A 16,848-nucleotide genomic window follows, 5' to 3' on the forward strand; every position below is an offset into this window, starting at 1 on the left:
GCCGGGCTTTTTGTTTCTGTCAGATCTCGCGTCCCTTTTCTTCGGTCAATTGTTGCAGCAACAGCAATTCATCTGCCTTGTATTGCACCTCCAGTGCAAGGATCCGTTCGCTGGCCTGTTCCGGTGTATCACCGGGGTAGAGGTCAATCAGCGCCAGCACTTGTTCCTCGAAAGCGTCCTTCAAGGTGCGGAAACGCTCGGCATAAGTGTCGCGCAAGTACGCCTGCCAGAAATCCCTGTGAATGGCGTACTCCATGAACGGCTGGCCGGTCTCGCCGTTGTAGACCCGATCCAGTGCCTGGTCCAGCTCCAGCCGCGTGACATTGGCCACTGGTGCAAACAGCATTTGTCGAGGCGGTAACGGCAGATCGAGCTCTGTCGCCCAGGTCAGGCGATACAACAGGCGCACTTCTGCTTCGTCGCGGCTGCCGGTCTGTTGTCGGGCCGCATTGTCCAGCTCGTCCAGCCGATACAGTCGGCGCACCAGCCGATAAAGCGACGAACCACGCTGCTCTTCGGGCACCTCGCGCAGTGACTGGCGAATGAACACCTGGACCTCCATCTGGTTGAATTCCAGGCGGATGCCGTCCGCGCAGGTAGTGTGGGTGCGCATCTGGATCAGTGGCTCTTCAGCCATGCCATTGAGGGTCTGCAGCAACGCCGGATCCTGCGACGCCGCTTCAAGCACATGCCAGACCCGTTCGATGAGTTCGACACGGCTGGCGCTCTCCCGATAGTCAGCTGTGGCGCGCAATCCGTCGATCAATGCCAACAGGTCCGGCGCTTCGTTACTGTCCTCCAGTCGTTGCCAGACTTCGCCGCGACGGGTGCTCAGTTCCATGGGGCCATTGAGCCACGGTTCACTCGGTGTCTCAGGCGATTCGGCATCGGAGTCCTCTGATTCGGAAGTGCTGCCATCAGACTCATGCCGCGGCCTGCGCAGCTCTCGAATATCTTCAGGCAGGTCCATCTCGAAACCGTAGGTGCGGTTATAGGCGTTGGATAAATGAGCGCGGGTCATGGCGTCGCGGGACAACGGGTTGAGGTGCAGATCGATGTAGGTGTGAGATTCCGTATTGTGCGGGTTGCTCAGCAACCACTCTGGCAGTTCGGTGATCCGGTTATCACGCAAGACCAGCGAGTCCATTGATTGCACAGTGGTCTGATCCAGCCAGGCCGGCCATTCCTCCAGACCAACGTTGCGCAGTTCGAGCGACAGACGATTGCGAATTGCCAGTGCCGACACGTCAGTGATCGCACCAATGGTGTTGCCGTCCAGAATCAACTGACTCATCGCTGGCATGCGCGCCATGAAGTCGATGGCTGCCTGATCAATAACCAGATCCAGGCCGCTCAGGTCCAGAATCTCGACCATGGGCAGCGACACCAGTACTTCTGGCAGGCTGCTGAGTGAAGGGGTTTCGCTCAGGCTCACAGCGGTCAACTGTGGAAAGCGCGGCAGCAGTTGGTTGAGCTGGTCGATGTTGTCAGTGGTGTGACCGACGGTGAGGTAGCGCACTCGCTGAAAAAAGGCTTCGGGTAACGTGTCGGGGAAGTCCGCGACGGCTTCGGCATCCAGGGTCAGTACGGGTTGAATCAGGTTATCGGCACCGTCATGCCAGAAGCGCGCAAGTTCCTCGACGGTCCGAGTGCGTGACAGGTTGATGGGTGTTGCTTCGCTGACAGGATTCCAGCTGTGCAGCGCGGCAAGCAACGCCGTGCGTTCCTGTTCGATGGTTTCAAGTTGGGGCAGCAACGATTCGGGCACATCGAGTTCAAAACGATAGCGAGAGCCTGACCATTCGCTGATACGCGCCCTGGTGATTGCTCTGTGCTGCAGGGGATTGCCTTGCAGTCGAACAAGCGAGTGTGGTCCGGCCTCGGTGCCGCCCAGCATGAGGAATTCCGGCAGGGCGCCGATCCGGTTGTTAGCCAGCGACACCACGGCGATGGAGCTCATTGCCTGCACGTGAAGAGCGACTGGCCAATGGCTCAGATTGGTTCGTTCCAGCCCCAGGTAGTCGAGGGTCAAACCACTGATGTCGAAGGCCTCGAAGTGCAGATTGTTGCCGCTCAAGTCGAGTCGACGCAGGTGTGGCATGGTGCGAAAAGCCCGGGTGTCGCGCAGCATGGTCCCGCTCAGGGAAAGCGTTTCGATCCGGGGCATCAGTCGCGCGATCTGACCGGGCATGTCCATGGACCAGTCCCGGGAGCTTTCACTGTTGACGACTTCCAGAAACGTCAGATTGGGGAAATGCCGGAGCACGACCTCCGGGGTTTGCCCTTCGAAGCCCAGGTGCTCGTCTTCCCACGGAAAGGCCATGCGTACACGTTGCAAGGCCAGCGACGTTGTCCGCTCGCTGATGAAGGCCGGCAGTTCGGCAGGAAAATCCCTGACGTAGAAATTACCCAGACGTAGCGTCGGGATCGCCCGGCCCAGTTCAGGCAACGCCGTCGCACGCCAGTGTTGCCAGAGGGCCTGTTCCAGCGTCCGACGGTTCTCTCGTCGTACGTCGTTGACCGAGGTCTCTCGGTCCAATGCGTTCCACCAGGGTTGCAGGCTGTTACGCAGTGCGATCTGTTCATCGAAAAGCTGATCGAGGCGTGCGCTGATCTGCTCACGGGTGAGGTTGACGCTCAAGGTACGCAGGATGTCTTCGGCAAACGCGTCCTCGAATTCCAGCAGGCGAATCTTGTCCAGCAGACTTTCCTCGCTGATGTAACCGGCCATCGCCCCTTTGCCACTCAACGGATAACCGATACGGCCGTCGGCCAGACGCATGGGCGAACGGCTCGCAGGCTTTGCCGGTTCCATCTGCAGCACGCCCATCAACGTGCGCCGCGCGAGCAGCGGTTCTTCCTGGATGAAGTCTTTCAGCTCGCCGGCCTTCCACACCTCGGGTATGTGCAAGGCGCTGCGGACCTGATCAGGCAGGACATGCAGCAACGCTCCATACACATTGTCGCGACCATGCAGGCTCTGATTGTCGGCGTCCTGAGCCAGGTAGCCGTCGCCGTCCTTGATCAACACCTTGAGCTCGGCAGCGTCTGCCGCGCCGATGCTGTCGAGCAACGGGCCGGTAAACGTGCGGTCGCGCACCTCGATACGGATACTTCCGGGCCAGCCGGGCAGTGTTTCGAGGGTATGCAGGATGAGCTTGTGGGTGTCGGGGTTGTCCACCGAATCCACATACAGCCCCTCATAAGCCCTGCTCAGGCGAATTTGCTGCACAAATGCCCGCGCTTCTTCGGCCAGACGCGACGGTACGCGTAGCTCATCGCGCAATTGTGTGAGTTCCTCCTGACTGGCGTGACGCAGCAATTCTTCCACCACCGGCGTCGGCAAGCTGCTGAAATCCCGCTGCACAACGGCCACCTCGGAACGGCTGCTGGCCTGAAGCTGTGCATAGCGTTGCGCAAAGAGTTGATCGCGGCGGGCATGGGCCGTCTCGGTCAGCCGCTTGCGCAGTTGCCCGGCTCGCACCTCTGCGGCGATCTGGCCAATGCCCGGTTCTTCCCCGAGCAGGGTCTTGATGGCAGGTTCGTCGAGCCCGCGCAGTGCTTCGGTCACGACGTCGTCGACGTGTGGATTCACAGGCACTCCCTGCGGCCAGCCGGGCAGTTCCTGCAGCAGTCGAGCCTGCAAAAGCGGGTCGGCGCTGGTATCGCCGGCATCCATCTTTTTCAGGAATTGCTCCAGCTCCCAATCGATCCCGAAACGCTGCATGGCGTCGACCAGCAGGGCCGGCGGGGAAGCGAGCTCTGTCAGGGCATGACGCAAGGCGGATTCGTGGACGCCGCTGGTTTCCAGGATGAGTTGCAGATAGTCATCGGAAAACGGCTCTGCCAAAGGACCGAGGCGACGCAACAGCGTCAGTCCTTGCCAGTCCAGCGGCTGATCCAGCTCGTGCAGCCAGGCACCGGCGCCGTTGTGTCGCAGTTCTGGCGCATAGGCATTGGCGCGGGTGGGGTGTTCGAGGCGATAGGTGGATGTCTCGGTCGAGGCTTTCACCGCGAAGGTCCGGCCGTCGAGGGGCAGCCACAACGTGTTCTGGAAAGCGTACAGGCCAGAGGCATCGGCCTTGAGCCCGGCGGGTAATTCGATATCGTGGGCGAATGGCGTGATATCCGGTTTCCACAGGCGGGTGCTGCCGTCCGGCATCTGCACCTTGCGCATCTGGCTGATCAGTTCGGGGGCCTGAAGATCGGGTGCGGCGCCAAGGGCGGCCATCAGCGCGAGGTTTTCCGCGACGTCCATCAGGTAGTTCCAGGCCTGCTCCTTTTCGCCATGGCTCAAATCTTCAATGCCTTCGTAGGTTTCATACAGCAGTTGCCCGGCGGTCACCGCCAGCATCACTTCGCCCAGACCGGGAACGACGAATACCGCGGTATTGAGCACGGTCAGCGCCGTGTTGGCGAAATATTCGACTTTTTCGATCAGGGATTTCCGGTCCTCGGCGGCCGTGGGCACCGCCTGGAACAGGCCATCGTCTCGGAGCACCGCCACTTTCTGAGTACATACACTCGCCACCAGACCTCGTTTCATCTGCTCGTCACGCAAGTGCAGTTGTGCGTTTTTATCGATGGTCTGGTAGCTGCCGTCCAGCGACGACACCATCGGATAGAGCACGGCGTTCAACCGCTTGACGATGTCGCTGCGCTGGCGAGCCGGAATGTAGCGCTCGAAAAATTTCAGATAGTCGGGTTTGAGCATCCGGTCGCGCAGCGCATCGTGAAAGTGTGCAGACGACGGGTACATCTTGATCGGGGTTTCAGGATCGTTCGGCAGGTAGACCAGCACCGGTTCGACGCTGCTGCTTTCGTCGCGGTTCTTGCTAATCATGGCGACGCCGGTCAGTTCGACGTCCCACAGCCGCAGAAAACTGCTGGTTGCCAGCGGAGCCTCCGCTGTCGGCTGGCCTTTGCGCACCACGCTCAACGCCATGTCACGCATCGGCTCGTCGATCAGGCCGTTCAAGAAGGCCAGCTGCACTTGCACCTGGAACGCCGAATGCTCGGCCTTCATGAACAGCCCACGACGGTTGGCAGTCGCGACGCCCTCGGCCTCACCCGGCCCATCGACTGGTTTGACCAGCGAGTCAATCAGGGCCTGGTATTTGCCCCCCAGATCCAGCTCGCGGCAAAGCGAAGCGAATGCGTGGGGAGTGATGTCCACCTCATCGCCCTCGATCAGGATACCGTTGACGGGGTAAGTACGGAAAATTCCCGAGCTTTGCCCGTCCGGCCCATTCATTCCGCCGGCTTCGGCTTCTCTGGCCTCGAAGTTCTGCAGGGCGGCGGCCAGCAGCGGCTGTGTTGCGCGCTTGAGCGCCACCTGTAGCCGAGCCATCGGGTCCTGTGACAACTGCGCGAACGAGGTGCTTGTGTCGACCTGTTGCGCGTGAAACAGATAGGTGCTGCGGACGTCCAGGTCCAGACCGAAACGTTCCTGGATGGCGGCTTTGAGCAGCGGCTCGGCAAAGTTTTCAATGCTGGGCAACTGGGCAAGGGCTTCGCCCAGCTGCCGTTCATAGACCAGATGGCGAGCATAGTAGGCGTGCAGTTTTTCAACCTCGGCAGGCGCTGGCGCCACCCACGGTTTTGGCTTTATGCCCAGTTGGCGCAACTGGGCGCGGCTGTCTGAAGGCGCGTCGAGCAACCATTGGGGGACCTTGAGGCCGGAGAGCGGTGTAGCGTGACTGGCCGGATCAGCGTTGGAGAGTGGGGTCATTTCAGTGCCTTTATCAGTGATAACAGGCATCCGAGGGTATTGATGCGCTCCCGCAACAAGGCACTACATATAAGTGTTTCGGGGGCTTCGCTGGCATGATCAACTCGACATCGCCGGCATCAAACGGTGAGCCCCGGGAACTGTTGGCAGGTGTCTTCATCAACAAAATGGGCACTTCGAGGTAAAGAAACTCGGCGGATGCCCGCGAAACCGTTACCCTATGCGACTGTTTTTTTGCATTCCGCCGAGGTAACACCCGTGTTCTCCCAATTCGCCCTGCACGAACGCCTGCTCAAAGCCGTGGCCGAACTCAATTTCGTCGAGCCTACGCCTGTGCAAACCGCGGCCATTCCGCTGGCGCTGGAAGGGCGTGACCTGCGGGTGACGGCGCAGACCGGCAGCGGCAAGACCGCCGCGTTCGTGTTGCCGATCCTCAATCGCCTGATCGGCCCGGCTCAGGTGCGCGTCGACATCCGCGCGGTGATCCTGCTGCCGACCCGCGAGCTGGCCCAGCAGACCCTCAAGGAAGTCGAGCGGTTCTCCCAGTTCACCTTCATCAAGTCCGGCCTGATCACCGGCGGCGAAGACTTCAAGGTGCAGGCTGCGATGCTGCGCAAGGTGCCGGACATTCTGATCGGTACGCCGGGTCGCCTGTTGGAGCACCTCAACGCCGGCAACCTGGACCTGGAAAAGGTCGAGGTGCTGGTGCTCGACGAAGCCGACCGCATGCTCGACATGGGCTTTGCCGAAGACGTCGAGCGTCTGGCCAACGAATGCGCCAACCGTCAGCAGACCCTGCTGTTCTCGGCCACCACCGGTGGTTCGGGCCTGCGCGAGATGATCGCCAAGGTGTTGAAAGACCCTGAGCACCTGCAGGTCAACAGCGTCAGCGAGCTGGCCAGCGGCACCCGTCAGCAGATCCTGACCGCTGACCACAACGTGCACAAAGAGCAGATTCTCAACTGGCTGCTGGCCAACGAGACCTACCAGAAAGCAATCATCTTCACGAACACCAAGGCCATGGCCGACCGCCTGTACGGCCGTCTGGTCGCCCAGGAATACAAGGCGTTCGTGCTGCACGGTGACAAGGATCAGAAAGACCGCAAGCTGGCCATCGAGCGCCTGAAGCAGGGCGGTGTGAAGGTCCTGGTGGCCACCGATGTCGCTGCCCGTGGCCTGGACGTCGAAGGTCTGGATCTGGTGATCAACTTCGACATGCCGCGTTCCGGTGACGACTATGTGCACCGCGTCGGTCGTACTGGCCGTGCCGGCAGCGAAGGTCTGGCGATCTCGCTGATCTGCCATGGCGACTGGAACCTGATGTCGAGCATCGAGCGCTACCTGAAGCAGAAGTTCGAGCGCCGCGTGATCAAGGAAGTCAAAGGCACCTACGGCGGGCCGAAGAAGGTCAAGGCGTCGGGCAAGGCGGTTGGCGTCAAGAAGAAAAAGACCGATGCCAAGGGCGACAAGAAAAAAGCCGCCGCCAAGGCGCTGACCAAACGCAAGACCGTGAACCGGCCGAAGTCCGATTCGCTGGTCAGCCAGGATGGCCTGGCGCCGTTGAAAAAGCGCGTAGTCCGTCCGCCGGTTTCTGAGTAACACCGCTTTCGGTGCATGAAGCTCCATTGTAGGAGTGAGCTTGCTCGCGATTGCAGTTCGTCATAGGCAGAAGTGTTGACTGACAAACCGTAATCGCGAGCAAGCTCACTCCTACAGGTTCAATGTCACCCCTGCGCCTTCTTCGCCGCTTCATCCATCTCCTTCAATCGCTGGTCGATCAGCTGACACTTGTCTGGCAAATCCTTGCTGGCGGTTTCCAGCTGCATGTCCTTGATCTCCTGATTCAACTCCTTGGCTTTCGCCGGATTCTGCTGGGTCAGTTTCTGCACTTCCTGCGCCAGCTGTTCGCGTTTGGCTTCGGCTTCCTCCGGCGTGCAGGCGAACACTTGCGTGGTCGCGAGCAACGTCAGGGCGGCGGCGATGCTCATCAGGGTTTTCATGGTGGCCTCTGTTTCCATGGCGGGCTTACTGGAATGGAGGCCGCGCGTCCGACAAAAGTTCAGCCTTCGACCGTCCGGCCCGCCGGCTGAACGGCGTGCCCTGCGCCGGGTCACACCTACTGAGCACCAGGCCCGGGGACGGGATGTCTCGGGTCACCATTCCCTGCAGGAGGTTGGAATATGGCTGACAAATACGATTGGGATCTGGTCGAGCGTCTGCTGCACGAAGTGCAGAACAGCGCCGGCAAGCCGTTCGCGCCGCGCAAGTACGCGGAAGAGCATGCCGCTGCCAAGGCCGCTGAAGGCGAAAACCCCGGGGATCTGGATGCCCTGAAGATGCGCGCCGCCGATCTGGAAGCCCTGCTGTTCAAGCGCGGTTTCATCGAGTCACGCCCGGAAGAAGAGGGCGGCAACGGTGAGAACTTCGTCCTCACGCCACGGGGTTCCAGCCTGCTGGCAATGATCGACAGCAGCATCCCCGGCAACGACCATCCGCGCCAGGTACTGGACGAACAGGTCGACGCGCTGGACCCGGAGACCTTTGATCAGGTGTCGTCGAAAGCGCAGGTGGCGTGACTCAGGCTGAGCGCCGATCTTATTTGTGGGAGCCGGCTTGCTGGCGAATGCGTTGGGTCAGCGACATTGATGCGTCTGATCCAGCGTATTCGCCAGCAAGCCGGCTCCCACAAGAACGGTGCAGTATTCGATTTCACGCCGCCTTGTTCGCCGCCTTCAGACAGCTCAAATCCATGAAGTCCTGCCGCACATCGGCAATCTTCGCCAGGAGCTTCTGTCGCTGTTCTGGTGAGCTTTGCGCCATCAGGTCGTTGATCAGCGAAATGGCGGCCTGTTCGGTGTGGTCGTAGGCATCGCGGTATTCCGCGGTCCAGAACGTCTCGCGGTCTTGCAGCAAGCGGGCGATCTTCTGATCGAAATCTGCGGCCTGACGCTGTTTCACCGCCGTCACCAGCAATGACTGCCAGTGCGCGCGGTTGTCGATCCACACGCGGTTCTGTTCGCCCAGCGAGGTCGACCACTGCATGACGCGGTCCTTCTGCGCTGGGTTCAACTTGCCGATCCACGGATTCAGGCGTTTTTCCATGCGCTGGGCACGGTCGCGGATCTGCCGGTCCAGCGGCTGATCGACGAATTCGGCTTCGTGTTTGCTCAAGTCCTTGGCGAAGGCGGCCTGCATTTCCGCCACTTGCTGGTCGTTCAACTGGCGCAGCAAACCCACTGCCGAAGGGGTGATTTCCCGGGAAATGGTCGCGATGGCCTGACGGGCTTCGGCGGTGCGCGCCTTCAGTTGCGTTTCATTGACCTGTCCCGTTTCGACCATGCTTTGCAGGCGGTCGAGCCAGCTCAGATAGCCGGGAATCTGCGTGCTGCAGTGCCAGCTCAGGTGTTCCTTGAGGCGCTCGTCCAGCCAGTCCTTCTGCGAGGCGTTCATGTCCAGGTAGTCGTTGAGCGACCACGGAATGATCAGATCCAGATGCCGGTACGTCAGCCCGATCTGACTGCAACCGACCAGCAGGGACAGGGTCAGCCACAACCCGAGACAGACCTTCGACACGATACCCATGACAGCTCCTTGCTCGTTCGTCTCCCAGTTATAGAGCAGGTTGTGCCATGCCGGTTCAGCCCATCAGAAAAACGAGCGCACCACTTTCAGTGTCACCGTGCTTTCGCACTGGCTGTTGTGGCCGCTGTAGGCGCTGCAGTCGGCGCCGGACAGGCTGGAGCCGCTGTACATCAGGTTCATGTCCATGCCCAGCCACGGCCGCGACAGGTTGAACGACCAGTCGTTGTAGGTGCTGACCATGCCGCCGCCGTCGATCAGCGCCGGGCTGTCGAGCTGGTGGTTGCCGTATTGCATGCGCAGGTCCATGCCCAGCGGCACCATGCCGCCGAGATCGAGAAACAGCGTGCTGTCCTGACGCCCGGCGTCGGTGCTGAAGGCGGTGCCAATACGGCTGTCGAAGATGCGAAAGCCGGCATACAGCTCATGGCTGTCGATCTGGCTGGTGTTGGGGTAGCTGTAACGGATCACCCCCAGTTCATAGCCCAGGGTCTGATCGAACGGTTTCTTGAAACCCAGGTAGGAGTCGACTTCCAGCGTGCTGTCCGGCGTCAGGCCCGCGCTGGGCGACCACTGGCCGAAGTAGAAACCGCTGTCGTGGGTCAGGTCCAGGCCGCCATGGAAGGTGGCGTCGCCCTTGCCGGGGGTAACCAGACCCTGCGCCATGGTGCGGCTGGGGGTGGTACCGAGTTTGAGGCTGAAATCGCCCAGTTCGCGTTCCATCACCTGGGCGCTGGCGAACTGGCAGGTCAGCAGAGTGCCGGTCAACAGTGACCCGGCCCATCGGGAAAAACGGCGAGCATGAGGCATGCTTCACTCCTCAAGGTTCACAGGAGTGGATCGAAGGTGTCATATCGAAGCTGTCGTAATCGAAACCGTCACGTCTGGACGGCTGATGACTCGATAGGAACCGCGAGCTAGAGCCCCGCAAGCATACCCATGAATGATCGGGGGACGCGACCGTCGGTCGATTTGTCACAGAAAAATTGAACTTTGCGATCAGTTGTTCAACGACACCAGCTTGTTGACCACGATCAGCGCCTGCTGAAACGACGGGTAACCGCTCTTGGCGACGTCCAGTTGATCGTACTGCAAGCGATAGGCGCGGGCCTTTTCCTGGTCACGCATGCCGGCCTGCTGGGCGAGCAGGGCAATCGCCAGCGGGTACTTGCGGTCGGCCGCGTCCTGCAGCATGCCGTTGACCTGCGACTCTTCGGCATTCAGCCGCAGCAACAGCACCGCCTGATAAAACTCGGCCTCGCCGGTACGGTCCTGTTTCGCCGCGCGCTTGAGCAGGGCGCTGGCCAGTTCGTAGTTTTCCTGGCGGCGCTCGTTGATCATCCATTTGGCTTGCAGCATGTCGTTCTGATACAGCAGATAGTCGGCGCGGCACGGGCTGCCGATCGTCGAGGTGTCGCAATTGCGCGTCGCACAACCGCCCAGGCCCAGACAGAGCAGGGCGCCTAAGAACATCCATTTTTTCATGTGGCAATTCCGCTGAGGCGTTCGGTCATCGGGCCGCGCCGTGCCTGCGAGGCCCCCAAGGCCAGGCGACAACGCGCCGGTTATCAGCAGACAGTAAAGCAGAGCTTTCGTGCCGCGTCGGACTGCCATCTCGGACTGCCTTGTTGGAAGCCATATTGGAAGCCACGTTGCAAACGCCCCGCGGAACCGGCACTGCGGGGCAATCTCGGCTAGAATGCCGCCCACGTAACGAAGGTATCCGGACATGGCTTTAGTTGGGCGCTACAACAGTTTGCAAGTGGTGAAACATACGGACTTCGGTCTGTATCTGGACGGCGGCGCGGATGGCGAGATCCTGCTGCCCAATCGCTATGTGCCCAAGGGGCTTTCCCAGGATGAGGACGAAGAAGAGTGGCTGAACGTCTTCATCTACCTGGACAGCGATGACAAGCTGATCGCCACCACGGAAAAACCAAAAATGCAGGTCGGCGAATTTGCCAGCCTCAAGGTCAAGGAAGTCAACAGCATCGGCATCTTCCTGGACTGGGGCCTGTCCAAGGACCTGCTGCTGCCGTACTCCGAAGAAAAGCGCCCGCTCAAGGCCGGTGACTACTGCGTGGTGCATGCCTACCTGGACAAGCACACCCGGCGCATCACTGCGACCACCCGGCTGGATCGCTACCTGGACAAGGCGCCGGTCAGCTACAAGGCGGGCCAGCCCGTTGACCTGCTGGTGGTGGAAGAAACCGCCATGGGCTTCAAGGCCATCATCGACAACAAGCACTGGGGCCTGATCCACAAGAACGAGGTGTTCAAGTTTCTGCGTTCGGGCATGCAGGAAAAAGGCTTCATCAAGGAAGTGCGCGCCGACGGCAAGATCAGCCTGAGCCTGCAGCCGGTGGGCGAGCAACTGGCCAGCGGTCTGAACGCGCAGATCCTCGACAAGCTGCGCCAGAACAACGGCGTGCTGGCGGTCAGCGACAAGAGCGACCCGAAGGTGATCAGCGACCTGTTCGGTGTCAGCAAGGGCAACTTCAAGAAGGCGATTGGCGGCTTGTACAAGCAAGGCCAGATCGTCATTCATCCAGACCGCATCGAGCTGGTCTGAGCTGATCCCTCCTGCGTTCCCGCGTCGTCGACGGATGTTTGCAGCACTCGTCGCCGGGCGCGGGGTCTCAGCCCTTGAAGGCACCCGCTACGGGTGACGATGCAGGGGCTCTCCCATGAAACGATGGCTTGTCGCGTATCTGTCCACGCTGCTGACTTTTCTGCTGCTCGACGGCCTGTGGCTGGGCGTGTTGATGGGGCCGACCTATCGCGAACTGCTCGGACCGCTGATGCGTGCGCAGCCGGTGATCCTGCCGGCGCTGCTGTTTTACCTGATCTATATCGCAGGCATCGTGCTGATCGGCGTGCTGCCGGGGCTCAGACGCGTCAGCCTGGCCCATGCCGCCGGTTACAGCGCGCTGCTGGGGATCATGGCTTATGGCACATACGACCTGACCAACTGGGCCACGTTGCAGGGCTGGCCGGCGCAACTGGCGTTGCTCGACTGGGCGTGGGGGACGTTTGCTTCGGCGGTGGCGGGGAGTGTGGGGTATGGCGTGGCACGATCCCTGTAGGAGCTGGCTTGTCCTGCGACCGGCTGCGAAGCAGTCGTAAACCCTGACGACTGTGCAATCCTGACACACCGCAAACACCGGATTTACGACTGCTGCGCAGCCGGTCGCAGGGCAACCCAGCTCCTACAACGGGCGTGTGAAAAGCCGAGCTGTTACTTCTGCACAAACCCCACAAAACTCAAATTCGAACCCGTCGGGCGCATGTCCTTGAGGAACGAGTCGCGGTCGGCGGACAGTTCCAGGCTGACCGTGGACTTGCGCTTGCCCTCGTTGCGAATGGTCAGACCTTCAAGATTCTCGCGCATGAATTTCGTCGTCACTTTCAGGTGAATCAACTCGTCCGTCGCTGGCGTGTGCAGCAGCAGGTGCAGCCATTCGTACTGGCCGACGGCAAGGCGGCTTACCGGCAGGTCGAACCACCAGATGTTGCGTTTGGGGTCCAGCACGGCGAAGTGGGTGTTGTTGGTGCCGAGCACGGCTCCGCCCAGTTGCTCGTTGCGCCGTGCGATGGCCTGCTGCTTGTCGATTTTCATAACGTTCCTGTGAAGCTCTGTGACGTGAATCCGGGCGCGCATTCTCCGGGGTTGCCGAACAAACATAAAGGCAAAACTGGCGGAAGTGATGAAAAGTGCTGTTACATCCGTCCGCCCGCCACTCGGAAAAAACTTGAAACTCCTGGGATAGACGCCCGTCAACCGTTACGTCGATGTGATGACAACGCGATTCTCAACCGGGAACTCTTTCCCAGGAGTGACATCCATGAGCAGCACCAGCGATAAAGTCAAAGGCATGGCCAACGAAGCGGTCGGCAACGTCAAGCAAGGCGTGGGCAAGGCCACCGACAACGACAGACTGCGCGCCGAAGGCAAGGCGCAAGAACTCAAGGGGGAGGCTCAACAAGCGCTCGGCAAGACCAAGGACGCCGTGAAAAAGGGTGTCGACAAGGCCTGACGCCTGCGTGCCCGGGGCCGTCTCGAAGAGATGGCCGCCGTCCGGGCAGCGAACCCTCAGCGACCTGTAGCGGCCATCCCGGGATGGCCGTTGTCGTGTCCGCCCGGGCAGATTCTGAAACATAACAGCCATGACAAAAGTGCTTAACTCAATGTAAAAAGCCGGCCCGTTGTTGCGGGCATGCGGAATTTCCCAGCGTTTGCCCCCTCGTACAGGTAAATGTGTTTCAGATACGTCGCGAAAGGAGACGCCATGATATTCCCGGATTTGCGCCAGTTGCGTCTGACGACGGTGTTGGTCAAAACGGTCAAAGAGTTTCTCGATGACGAGATGTCGACGTATGCCTCGGCACTGGCTTATCAGATGCTGTTTTCGCTGTTTCCCTTCCTGCTGTTCCTGATCGCGCTGATCGGCTTCCTGCACCTGCCGGATTTCTTCAGCTGGCTGCGCCTGCAGTCGGAACTGGTGCTGCCGCCGCAAGCGCTGGACCAGGTCAACCCGGTGATCGATCAGTTGCAGCAATCCAAGGGCGGGCTGTTGTCGGTGGGTATCGTCATCGCCCTGTGGACGGCGTCGGCCGGTGTGCGCCTGCTGATGAGCGCAATGAATGCCGCCTACGACGTGGTGGAAGGACGTCCGGTGTGGAAGCGCATTCCGCTGTCGATCCTGTACACCATCGGCATTGCCGGGATGATGCTGGCGACGGCCGGTCTGATGGTCACCGGTCCTCAGGTGATGAGCTGGCTGGCGGCGCAGATCGGCATGGAAGACTTCATCGTGACGCTGTGGACCATCGTGCGCTGGCCGGCAATCATCCTGCTGATGATGGTGGCGGTGGCGATCATGTATTACGTGATGCCGGACGTGAAACAGACCTTCCGCTTCATCACGCCCGGCTCGGTGCTGGCGGTGGTGGTGTGGATCATCGCGTCGCTGGGCTTTGCCTACTACGTCAAGACCTTCGCCGACTACAACGCCATGTACGGCAGCATCGGCGCGATCATCGTGCTGCTGCTGTATTTCTACATTTCCTCGGCGGTGTTGCTGCTCGGCGCGGAGATGAACGCGGTGATCGAGCACATGTCCGCCGAAGGCAAGGACGCTGGCGAGAAGGTCCCCGGTGATGGCGGCGCCGATGCGTCATTCGAGAAGCAGCACGTGTCGGGGCTGGGCCGCGATCACTCCCATGATCATGACGAGTTGGGGCACCCGGCGTTGAAGGCCGACGAATCCTGAACGGAGTTGTGGCAGGATGTGTCATCTGACCCGGCGCATCCGCCACTTCAAAAGGTTCTGCCATGATTCGCGAAATTCTGAAAATGGGTGACGAACGTCTGCTGCGCATCGCGCCGCCGGTGCCTGAGTCGATGTTCGGTTCCGCCGAGCTGAAAACCCTGATCGACGACATGTTCGAAACCATGCACAGCGTTGGCGGCGTCGGGCTGGCAGCGCCGCAGATCGGCGTCGACCTGCAACTGGTGATCTTCGGTTTCGACCGCAGCGAACGTTACCCGGACGCCGAAGCCGTGCCGCAGACCATCCTGCTCAACCCTTTGATCACACCGCTTGAACCGACGCTGGAAGAGGGCTGGGAAGGTTGCCTGTCGGTGCCGGGGCTGCGTGGGGTGGTCGAGCGCTACGCCCATATCCGTTACGAAGGCTTCGACCCCGACGGCAAGCCGATCCAGCGCGTGGCCCATGGTTTTCATGCACGGGTGGTGCAGCATGAATGCGACCATCTGATCGGCCGTCTCTACCCCTCACGCATCACCGATTTCAGCCGTTTCGGCTTCACCGAAGTGCTGTTCCCCGACATGGACCCGAATGCGGATGATTGAGGATTTTCGCTCGGCGCTGGTGAACTGACCTGACAGGGTCCTGTACCTGTAGGAGTGAGCTTGCTCGCGATGGCAGTGGGTCAGTTGACATCTTGGTGTCTGACCTGACGCCATCGCGAGCAGTGCTCACTCCTACGGTTTTCGTGGTGTCCGGTGCTTCCCGGGCAGACCTGCTCCATCGTAGGAACTCCACACGTCAACGGTTCAACGCACCATCGCAATCAACGCCTTGGTCTGGCGATAACGTGCCAGCCGATCCGCCAGCGCTTGCGGCATGACAGTGGTTTCGGCGAAGCCCATTCGCGCGTAGAAATCAGCCAGCGCCGCGTCACAGAACAGCCACACGCAACCCTCGACGTCTTCCGTCGCCACTTGCACCAAGCGCGCGGCAATCCCGCGTCCACGCCGCTCGGGCGCCACGAACAGTCCGGTCAGCCAGTGCCCGCCCGCGACCGGGGTCAGGTTCAGTGCGGCGACGATTTCCCGGTCTTTCGCCACCCAGATTTGCGCCTCGCCCCTGGCGCGCATGCCGGCCCGGTGTGCGCGATAGAACTTGTCGAGTAGCGGACGTTGCAGGTCGGGCAGGGGCTGATAGTGCATGGGATGCGTCGGGCGGGCAGCGGTTGGGGTTTTCGTTCTACCGTCATAACCCATCGATCTACAAGATTTTCCTGCCTCGTTGCACAAGGGAATGACAGCCCGGATGCAGGAGCCCGACATGCCCCATTACCTCGACGACGCGCAGCGTGACGACATTTTGCGTCTGCGCGCCGGTTTTACCGGTCGTACCGAGTGGCCGACCTGGCTGTTGCTGATCGGGGTCTACACGGGCTGGCCGACGCTGTTGCTGTTCAGCCCGCAACTGGGCGTGTGGCTGACCACGGCCTTGATGATTCCGCTGCTGGTGTTGTGGCTGTCGCTGCAGCATGAGTTGCTGCATGGCCATCCGACTCGCCTGTTGTGGTTGAACAAGGCGCTGGGCTACGCGCCGTTCGCGGTGTGGTACCCGTACACCCTGTACCGCGACAGCCATCTGCTGCATCACCGCGACGAACACCTCACTGACCCGCAACACGACCCGGAAAGCCGCTACCTGAGCCAGTTGCACTGGCGCCAGACCGGGCCTGCAATGCGTCTGTTGCGCTGGCTCGACAAAACACCGCCGGGACGCCTGCTGTTCGGCGTGCCGCTGGCGCTGTGCAGCCTGATCGGCGACGAGTCGAAGCGCCTGCTGCGCGGCGACCGTCAGGCCTGGCTGATGTGGTCGACTCACGGCTTCTTTCTGCTGCTGATGTTCATCTTCATCGAACGCTACAGCGCACTGTCCGGCCTGCATTACCTGTTGCTGGCGAGCGTGCCGGCGCTGGCGATTTCCATGGTCCGTTCCTATTACGAACACCGCCCCGACGAGCATCCGCACCAGCGCACGGTAATCAACGAGGCGGGCTGGCCGTGGCGCTGGCTGTTCCTCAATCTCAACCTGCATCTGGTCCATCACGATCTGCCGGGGCTGGCCTGGTATCACATTCCCGAGGTCTACCGCGCACGCCGCGAACAGTGGCTGGCGCGCAGCGGTGGTTTTCTGCTGCCGGGGTATGCTGAACTGTTCCGGCGACACAGCTTCTCCGCCATCGACAGTCCCCAGCATCCTTACCACTAGGCG

General features: G+C 60.8%; 15 protein-coding genes. 8 read left to right on the forward strand and 7 right to left on the reverse strand.

Annotated elements, in window-relative coordinates:
* Nucleotides 1-19: 19 nt before the first annotated feature.
* Nucleotides 20-5,731 carry an NEL-type E3 ubiquitin ligase domain-containing protein gene (locus ACIPL0_RS05575; protein ID WP_400592566.1) on the reverse strand — a complete coding sequence of 1,904 codons (5,712 nt, stop codon included), beginning with the start codon at nt 5,729-5,731 and terminating at the stop codon, nt 20-22.
* A 258-nt stretch (nt 5,732-5,989) separates the two neighbouring features.
* Here ACIPL0_RS05575 and ACIPL0_RS05580 point away from each other — a divergent pair, with 258 nt between their 5' ends.
* Complete coding sequence (locus ACIPL0_RS05580; protein WP_400592564.1) at nt 5,990-7,330, forward strand: DEAD/DEAH box helicase; 1,341 nt, start codon at nt 5,990-5,992, stop codon at nt 7,328-7,330.
* 125 nt (nt 7,331-7,455) lie between these two features.
* Here ACIPL0_RS05580 and ACIPL0_RS05585 read toward each other — a convergent pair whose 3' ends face one another.
* Complete coding sequence (locus ACIPL0_RS05585) at nt 7,456-7,731, reverse strand: hypothetical protein (protein WP_400592562.1); 276 nt, start codon at nt 7,729-7,731, stop codon at nt 7,456-7,458.
* A gap of 180 nt (nt 7,732-7,911) precedes the next feature.
* Between ACIPL0_RS05585 and ACIPL0_RS05590 the strand changes: the two genes are divergently transcribed.
* The gene (locus tag ACIPL0_RS05590; protein WP_400592560.1) at nt 7,912-8,307 is read left to right on the forward strand and encodes a transcriptional regulator; all 396 of its coding nucleotides are present in this window, start codon (nt 7,912-7,914) and stop codon (nt 8,305-8,307) included.
* Nucleotides 8,308-8,440: 133 nt separating this feature from the next.
* Here ACIPL0_RS05590 and ACIPL0_RS05595 read toward each other — a convergent pair whose 3' ends face one another.
* The 3 genes from ACIPL0_RS05595 to ACIPL0_RS05605 all read right to left on the reverse strand — a co-directional run bounded on the left by ACIPL0_RS05595 (nt 8,441) and on the right by ACIPL0_RS05605 (nt 10,795).
* Nucleotides 8,441-9,313 carry a DUF6279 family lipoprotein gene (locus ACIPL0_RS05595; RefSeq protein ID WP_400592557.1) on the reverse strand — a complete coding sequence of 291 codons (873 nt, stop codon included), beginning with the start codon at nt 9,311-9,313 and terminating at the stop codon, nt 8,441-8,443.
* Between the two features lie 63 nt (nt 9,314-9,376).
* Nucleotides 9,377-10,120, reverse strand: a complete 744-nt coding sequence (locus tag ACIPL0_RS05600) for a TorF family putative porin (protein ID WP_400592554.1) — start codon at nt 10,118-10,120, stop codon at nt 9,377-9,379.
* A gap of 189 nt (nt 10,121-10,309) precedes the next feature.
* Nucleotides 10,310-10,795: a hypothetical protein gene (locus ACIPL0_RS05605; RefSeq protein ID WP_400592552.1), complete on the reverse strand. Its 486-nt coding sequence runs from the start codon at nt 10,793-10,795 to the stop codon at nt 10,310-10,312.
* A gap of 244 nt (nt 10,796-11,039) precedes the next feature.
* On the opposite strand from ACIPL0_RS05605, the gene ACIPL0_RS05610 reads away from it, so the two are divergent.
* Entirely contained in the window at nt 11,040-11,882 is an 843-nt protein-coding gene (locus ACIPL0_RS05610; RefSeq protein WP_400592550.1) for a S1 RNA-binding domain-containing protein, read from the forward strand.
* A 115-nt stretch (nt 11,883-11,997) separates the two neighbouring features.
* Nucleotides 11,998-12,396 (forward strand): DUF2177 family protein, encoded by a 399-nt coding sequence (locus ACIPL0_RS05615; RefSeq protein ID WP_400592548.1) that lies wholly within the window; start codon nt 11,998-12,000, stop codon nt 12,394-12,396.
* Nucleotides 12,397-12,548: 152 nt separating this feature from the next.
* On the opposite strand, the gene ACIPL0_RS05620 is transcribed toward ACIPL0_RS05615, so the two are convergent.
* Nucleotides 12,549-12,929: a hypothetical protein gene (locus tag ACIPL0_RS05620; RefSeq protein ID WP_400592545.1), complete on the reverse strand. Its 381-nt coding sequence runs from the start codon at nt 12,927-12,929 to the stop codon at nt 12,549-12,551.
* 226 nt (nt 12,930-13,155) lie between these two features.
* On the opposite strand from ACIPL0_RS05620, the gene ACIPL0_RS05625 reads away from it, so the two are divergent.
* The 3 genes from ACIPL0_RS05625 to def all read left to right on the forward strand — a co-directional run bounded on the left by ACIPL0_RS05625 (nt 13,156) and on the right by def (nt 15,185).
* Nucleotides 13,156-13,347: a CsbD family protein gene (locus tag ACIPL0_RS05625; RefSeq protein ID WP_400592542.1), complete on the forward strand. Its 192-nt coding sequence runs from the start codon at nt 13,156-13,158 to the stop codon at nt 13,345-13,347.
* Nucleotides 13,348-13,599: 252 nt separating this feature from the next.
* Nucleotides 13,600-14,583, forward strand: a complete 984-nt coding sequence (locus ACIPL0_RS05630; protein ID WP_400592540.1) for a YihY/virulence factor BrkB family protein — start codon at nt 13,600-13,602, stop codon at nt 14,581-14,583.
* 62 nt (nt 14,584-14,645) lie between these two features.
* On the forward strand, nt 14,646-15,185 hold the full coding sequence (gene def / locus ACIPL0_RS05635) for a peptide deformylase (protein ID WP_400592537.1): 540 nt from the start codon (nt 14,646-14,648) through the stop codon (nt 15,183-15,185).
* Nucleotides 15,186-15,389: 204 nt separating this feature from the next.
* Here def and ACIPL0_RS05640 read toward each other — a convergent pair whose 3' ends face one another.
* The gene (locus ACIPL0_RS05640) at nt 15,390-15,785 is read right to left on the reverse strand and encodes a GNAT family N-acetyltransferase (RefSeq protein ID WP_400592534.1); all 396 of its coding nucleotides are present in this window, start codon (nt 15,783-15,785) and stop codon (nt 15,390-15,392) included.
* Between the two features lie 118 nt (nt 15,786-15,903).
* Here ACIPL0_RS05640 and ACIPL0_RS05645 point away from each other — a divergent pair, with 118 nt between their 5' ends.
* A complete protein-coding gene (locus ACIPL0_RS05645) occupies nt 15,904-16,845 on the forward strand; it encodes a fatty acid desaturase (protein WP_400592531.1) in 942 nt (313 codons plus the stop codon).
* The last annotated feature ends 3 nt before the right edge of the window (nt 16,846-16,848 follow it).

It is taken from the genome of Pseudomonas sp. NPDC090208, assembly GCF_044746785.1.
GTDB lineage: Bacteria > Pseudomonadota > Gammaproteobacteria > Pseudomonadales > Pseudomonadaceae > Aquipseudomonas.

Excerpts from the sequence above, each read along its gene's own strand:
- ACIPL0_RS05575 (WP_400592566.1), bottom strand. The coding sequence starts at position 5,731 with ATGACCCCACTCTCCAACGCTGATCCGGCCAGTCACGCTACACCGCTC.
- ACIPL0_RS05585 (WP_400592562.1), bottom strand. The coding sequence starts at position 7,731 with ATGAAAACCCTGATGAGCATCGCCGCCGCCCTGACGTTGCTCGCGACC.
- ACIPL0_RS05590 (WP_400592560.1), top strand. The coding sequence starts at position 7,912 with ATGGCTGACAAATACGATTGGGATCTGGTCGAGCGTCTGCTGCACGAA.
- ACIPL0_RS05595 (WP_400592557.1), bottom strand. The coding sequence starts at position 9,313 with ATGGGTATCGTGTCGAAGGTCTGTCTCGGGTTGTGGCTGACCCTGTCC.
- ACIPL0_RS05600 (WP_400592554.1), bottom strand. The coding sequence starts at position 10,120 with ATGCCTCATGCTCGCCGTTTTTCCCGATGGGCCGGGTCACTGTTGACC.
- ACIPL0_RS05605 (WP_400592552.1), bottom strand. The coding sequence starts at position 10,795 with ATGAAAAAATGGATGTTCTTAGGCGCCCTGCTCTGTCTGGGCCTGGGC.
- ACIPL0_RS05610 (WP_400592550.1), top strand. The coding sequence starts at position 11,040 with ATGGCTTTAGTTGGGCGCTACAACAGTTTGCAAGTGGTGAAACATACG.
- ACIPL0_RS05615 (WP_400592548.1), top strand. The coding sequence starts at position 11,998 with ATGAAACGATGGCTTGTCGCGTATCTGTCCACGCTGCTGACTTTTCTG.
- ACIPL0_RS05620 (WP_400592545.1), bottom strand. The coding sequence starts at position 12,929 with ATGAAAATCGACAAGCAGCAGGCCATCGCACGGCGCAACGAGCAACTG.
- ACIPL0_RS05625 (WP_400592542.1), top strand. The coding sequence starts at position 13,156 with ATGAGCAGCACCAGCGATAAAGTCAAAGGCATGGCCAACGAAGCGGTC.
- ACIPL0_RS05630 (WP_400592540.1), top strand. The coding sequence starts at position 13,600 with ATGATATTCCCGGATTTGCGCCAGTTGCGTCTGACGACGGTGTTGGTC.
- def (WP_400592537.1), top strand. The coding sequence starts at position 14,646 with ATGATTCGCGAAATTCTGAAAATGGGTGACGAACGTCTGCTGCGCATC.
- ACIPL0_RS05640 (WP_400592534.1), bottom strand. The coding sequence starts at position 15,785 with ATGCACTATCAGCCCCTGCCCGACCTGCAACGTCCGCTACTCGACAAG.
- ACIPL0_RS05645 (WP_400592531.1), top strand. The coding sequence starts at position 15,904 with ATGCCCCATTACCTCGACGACGCGCAGCGTGACGACATTTTGCGTCTG.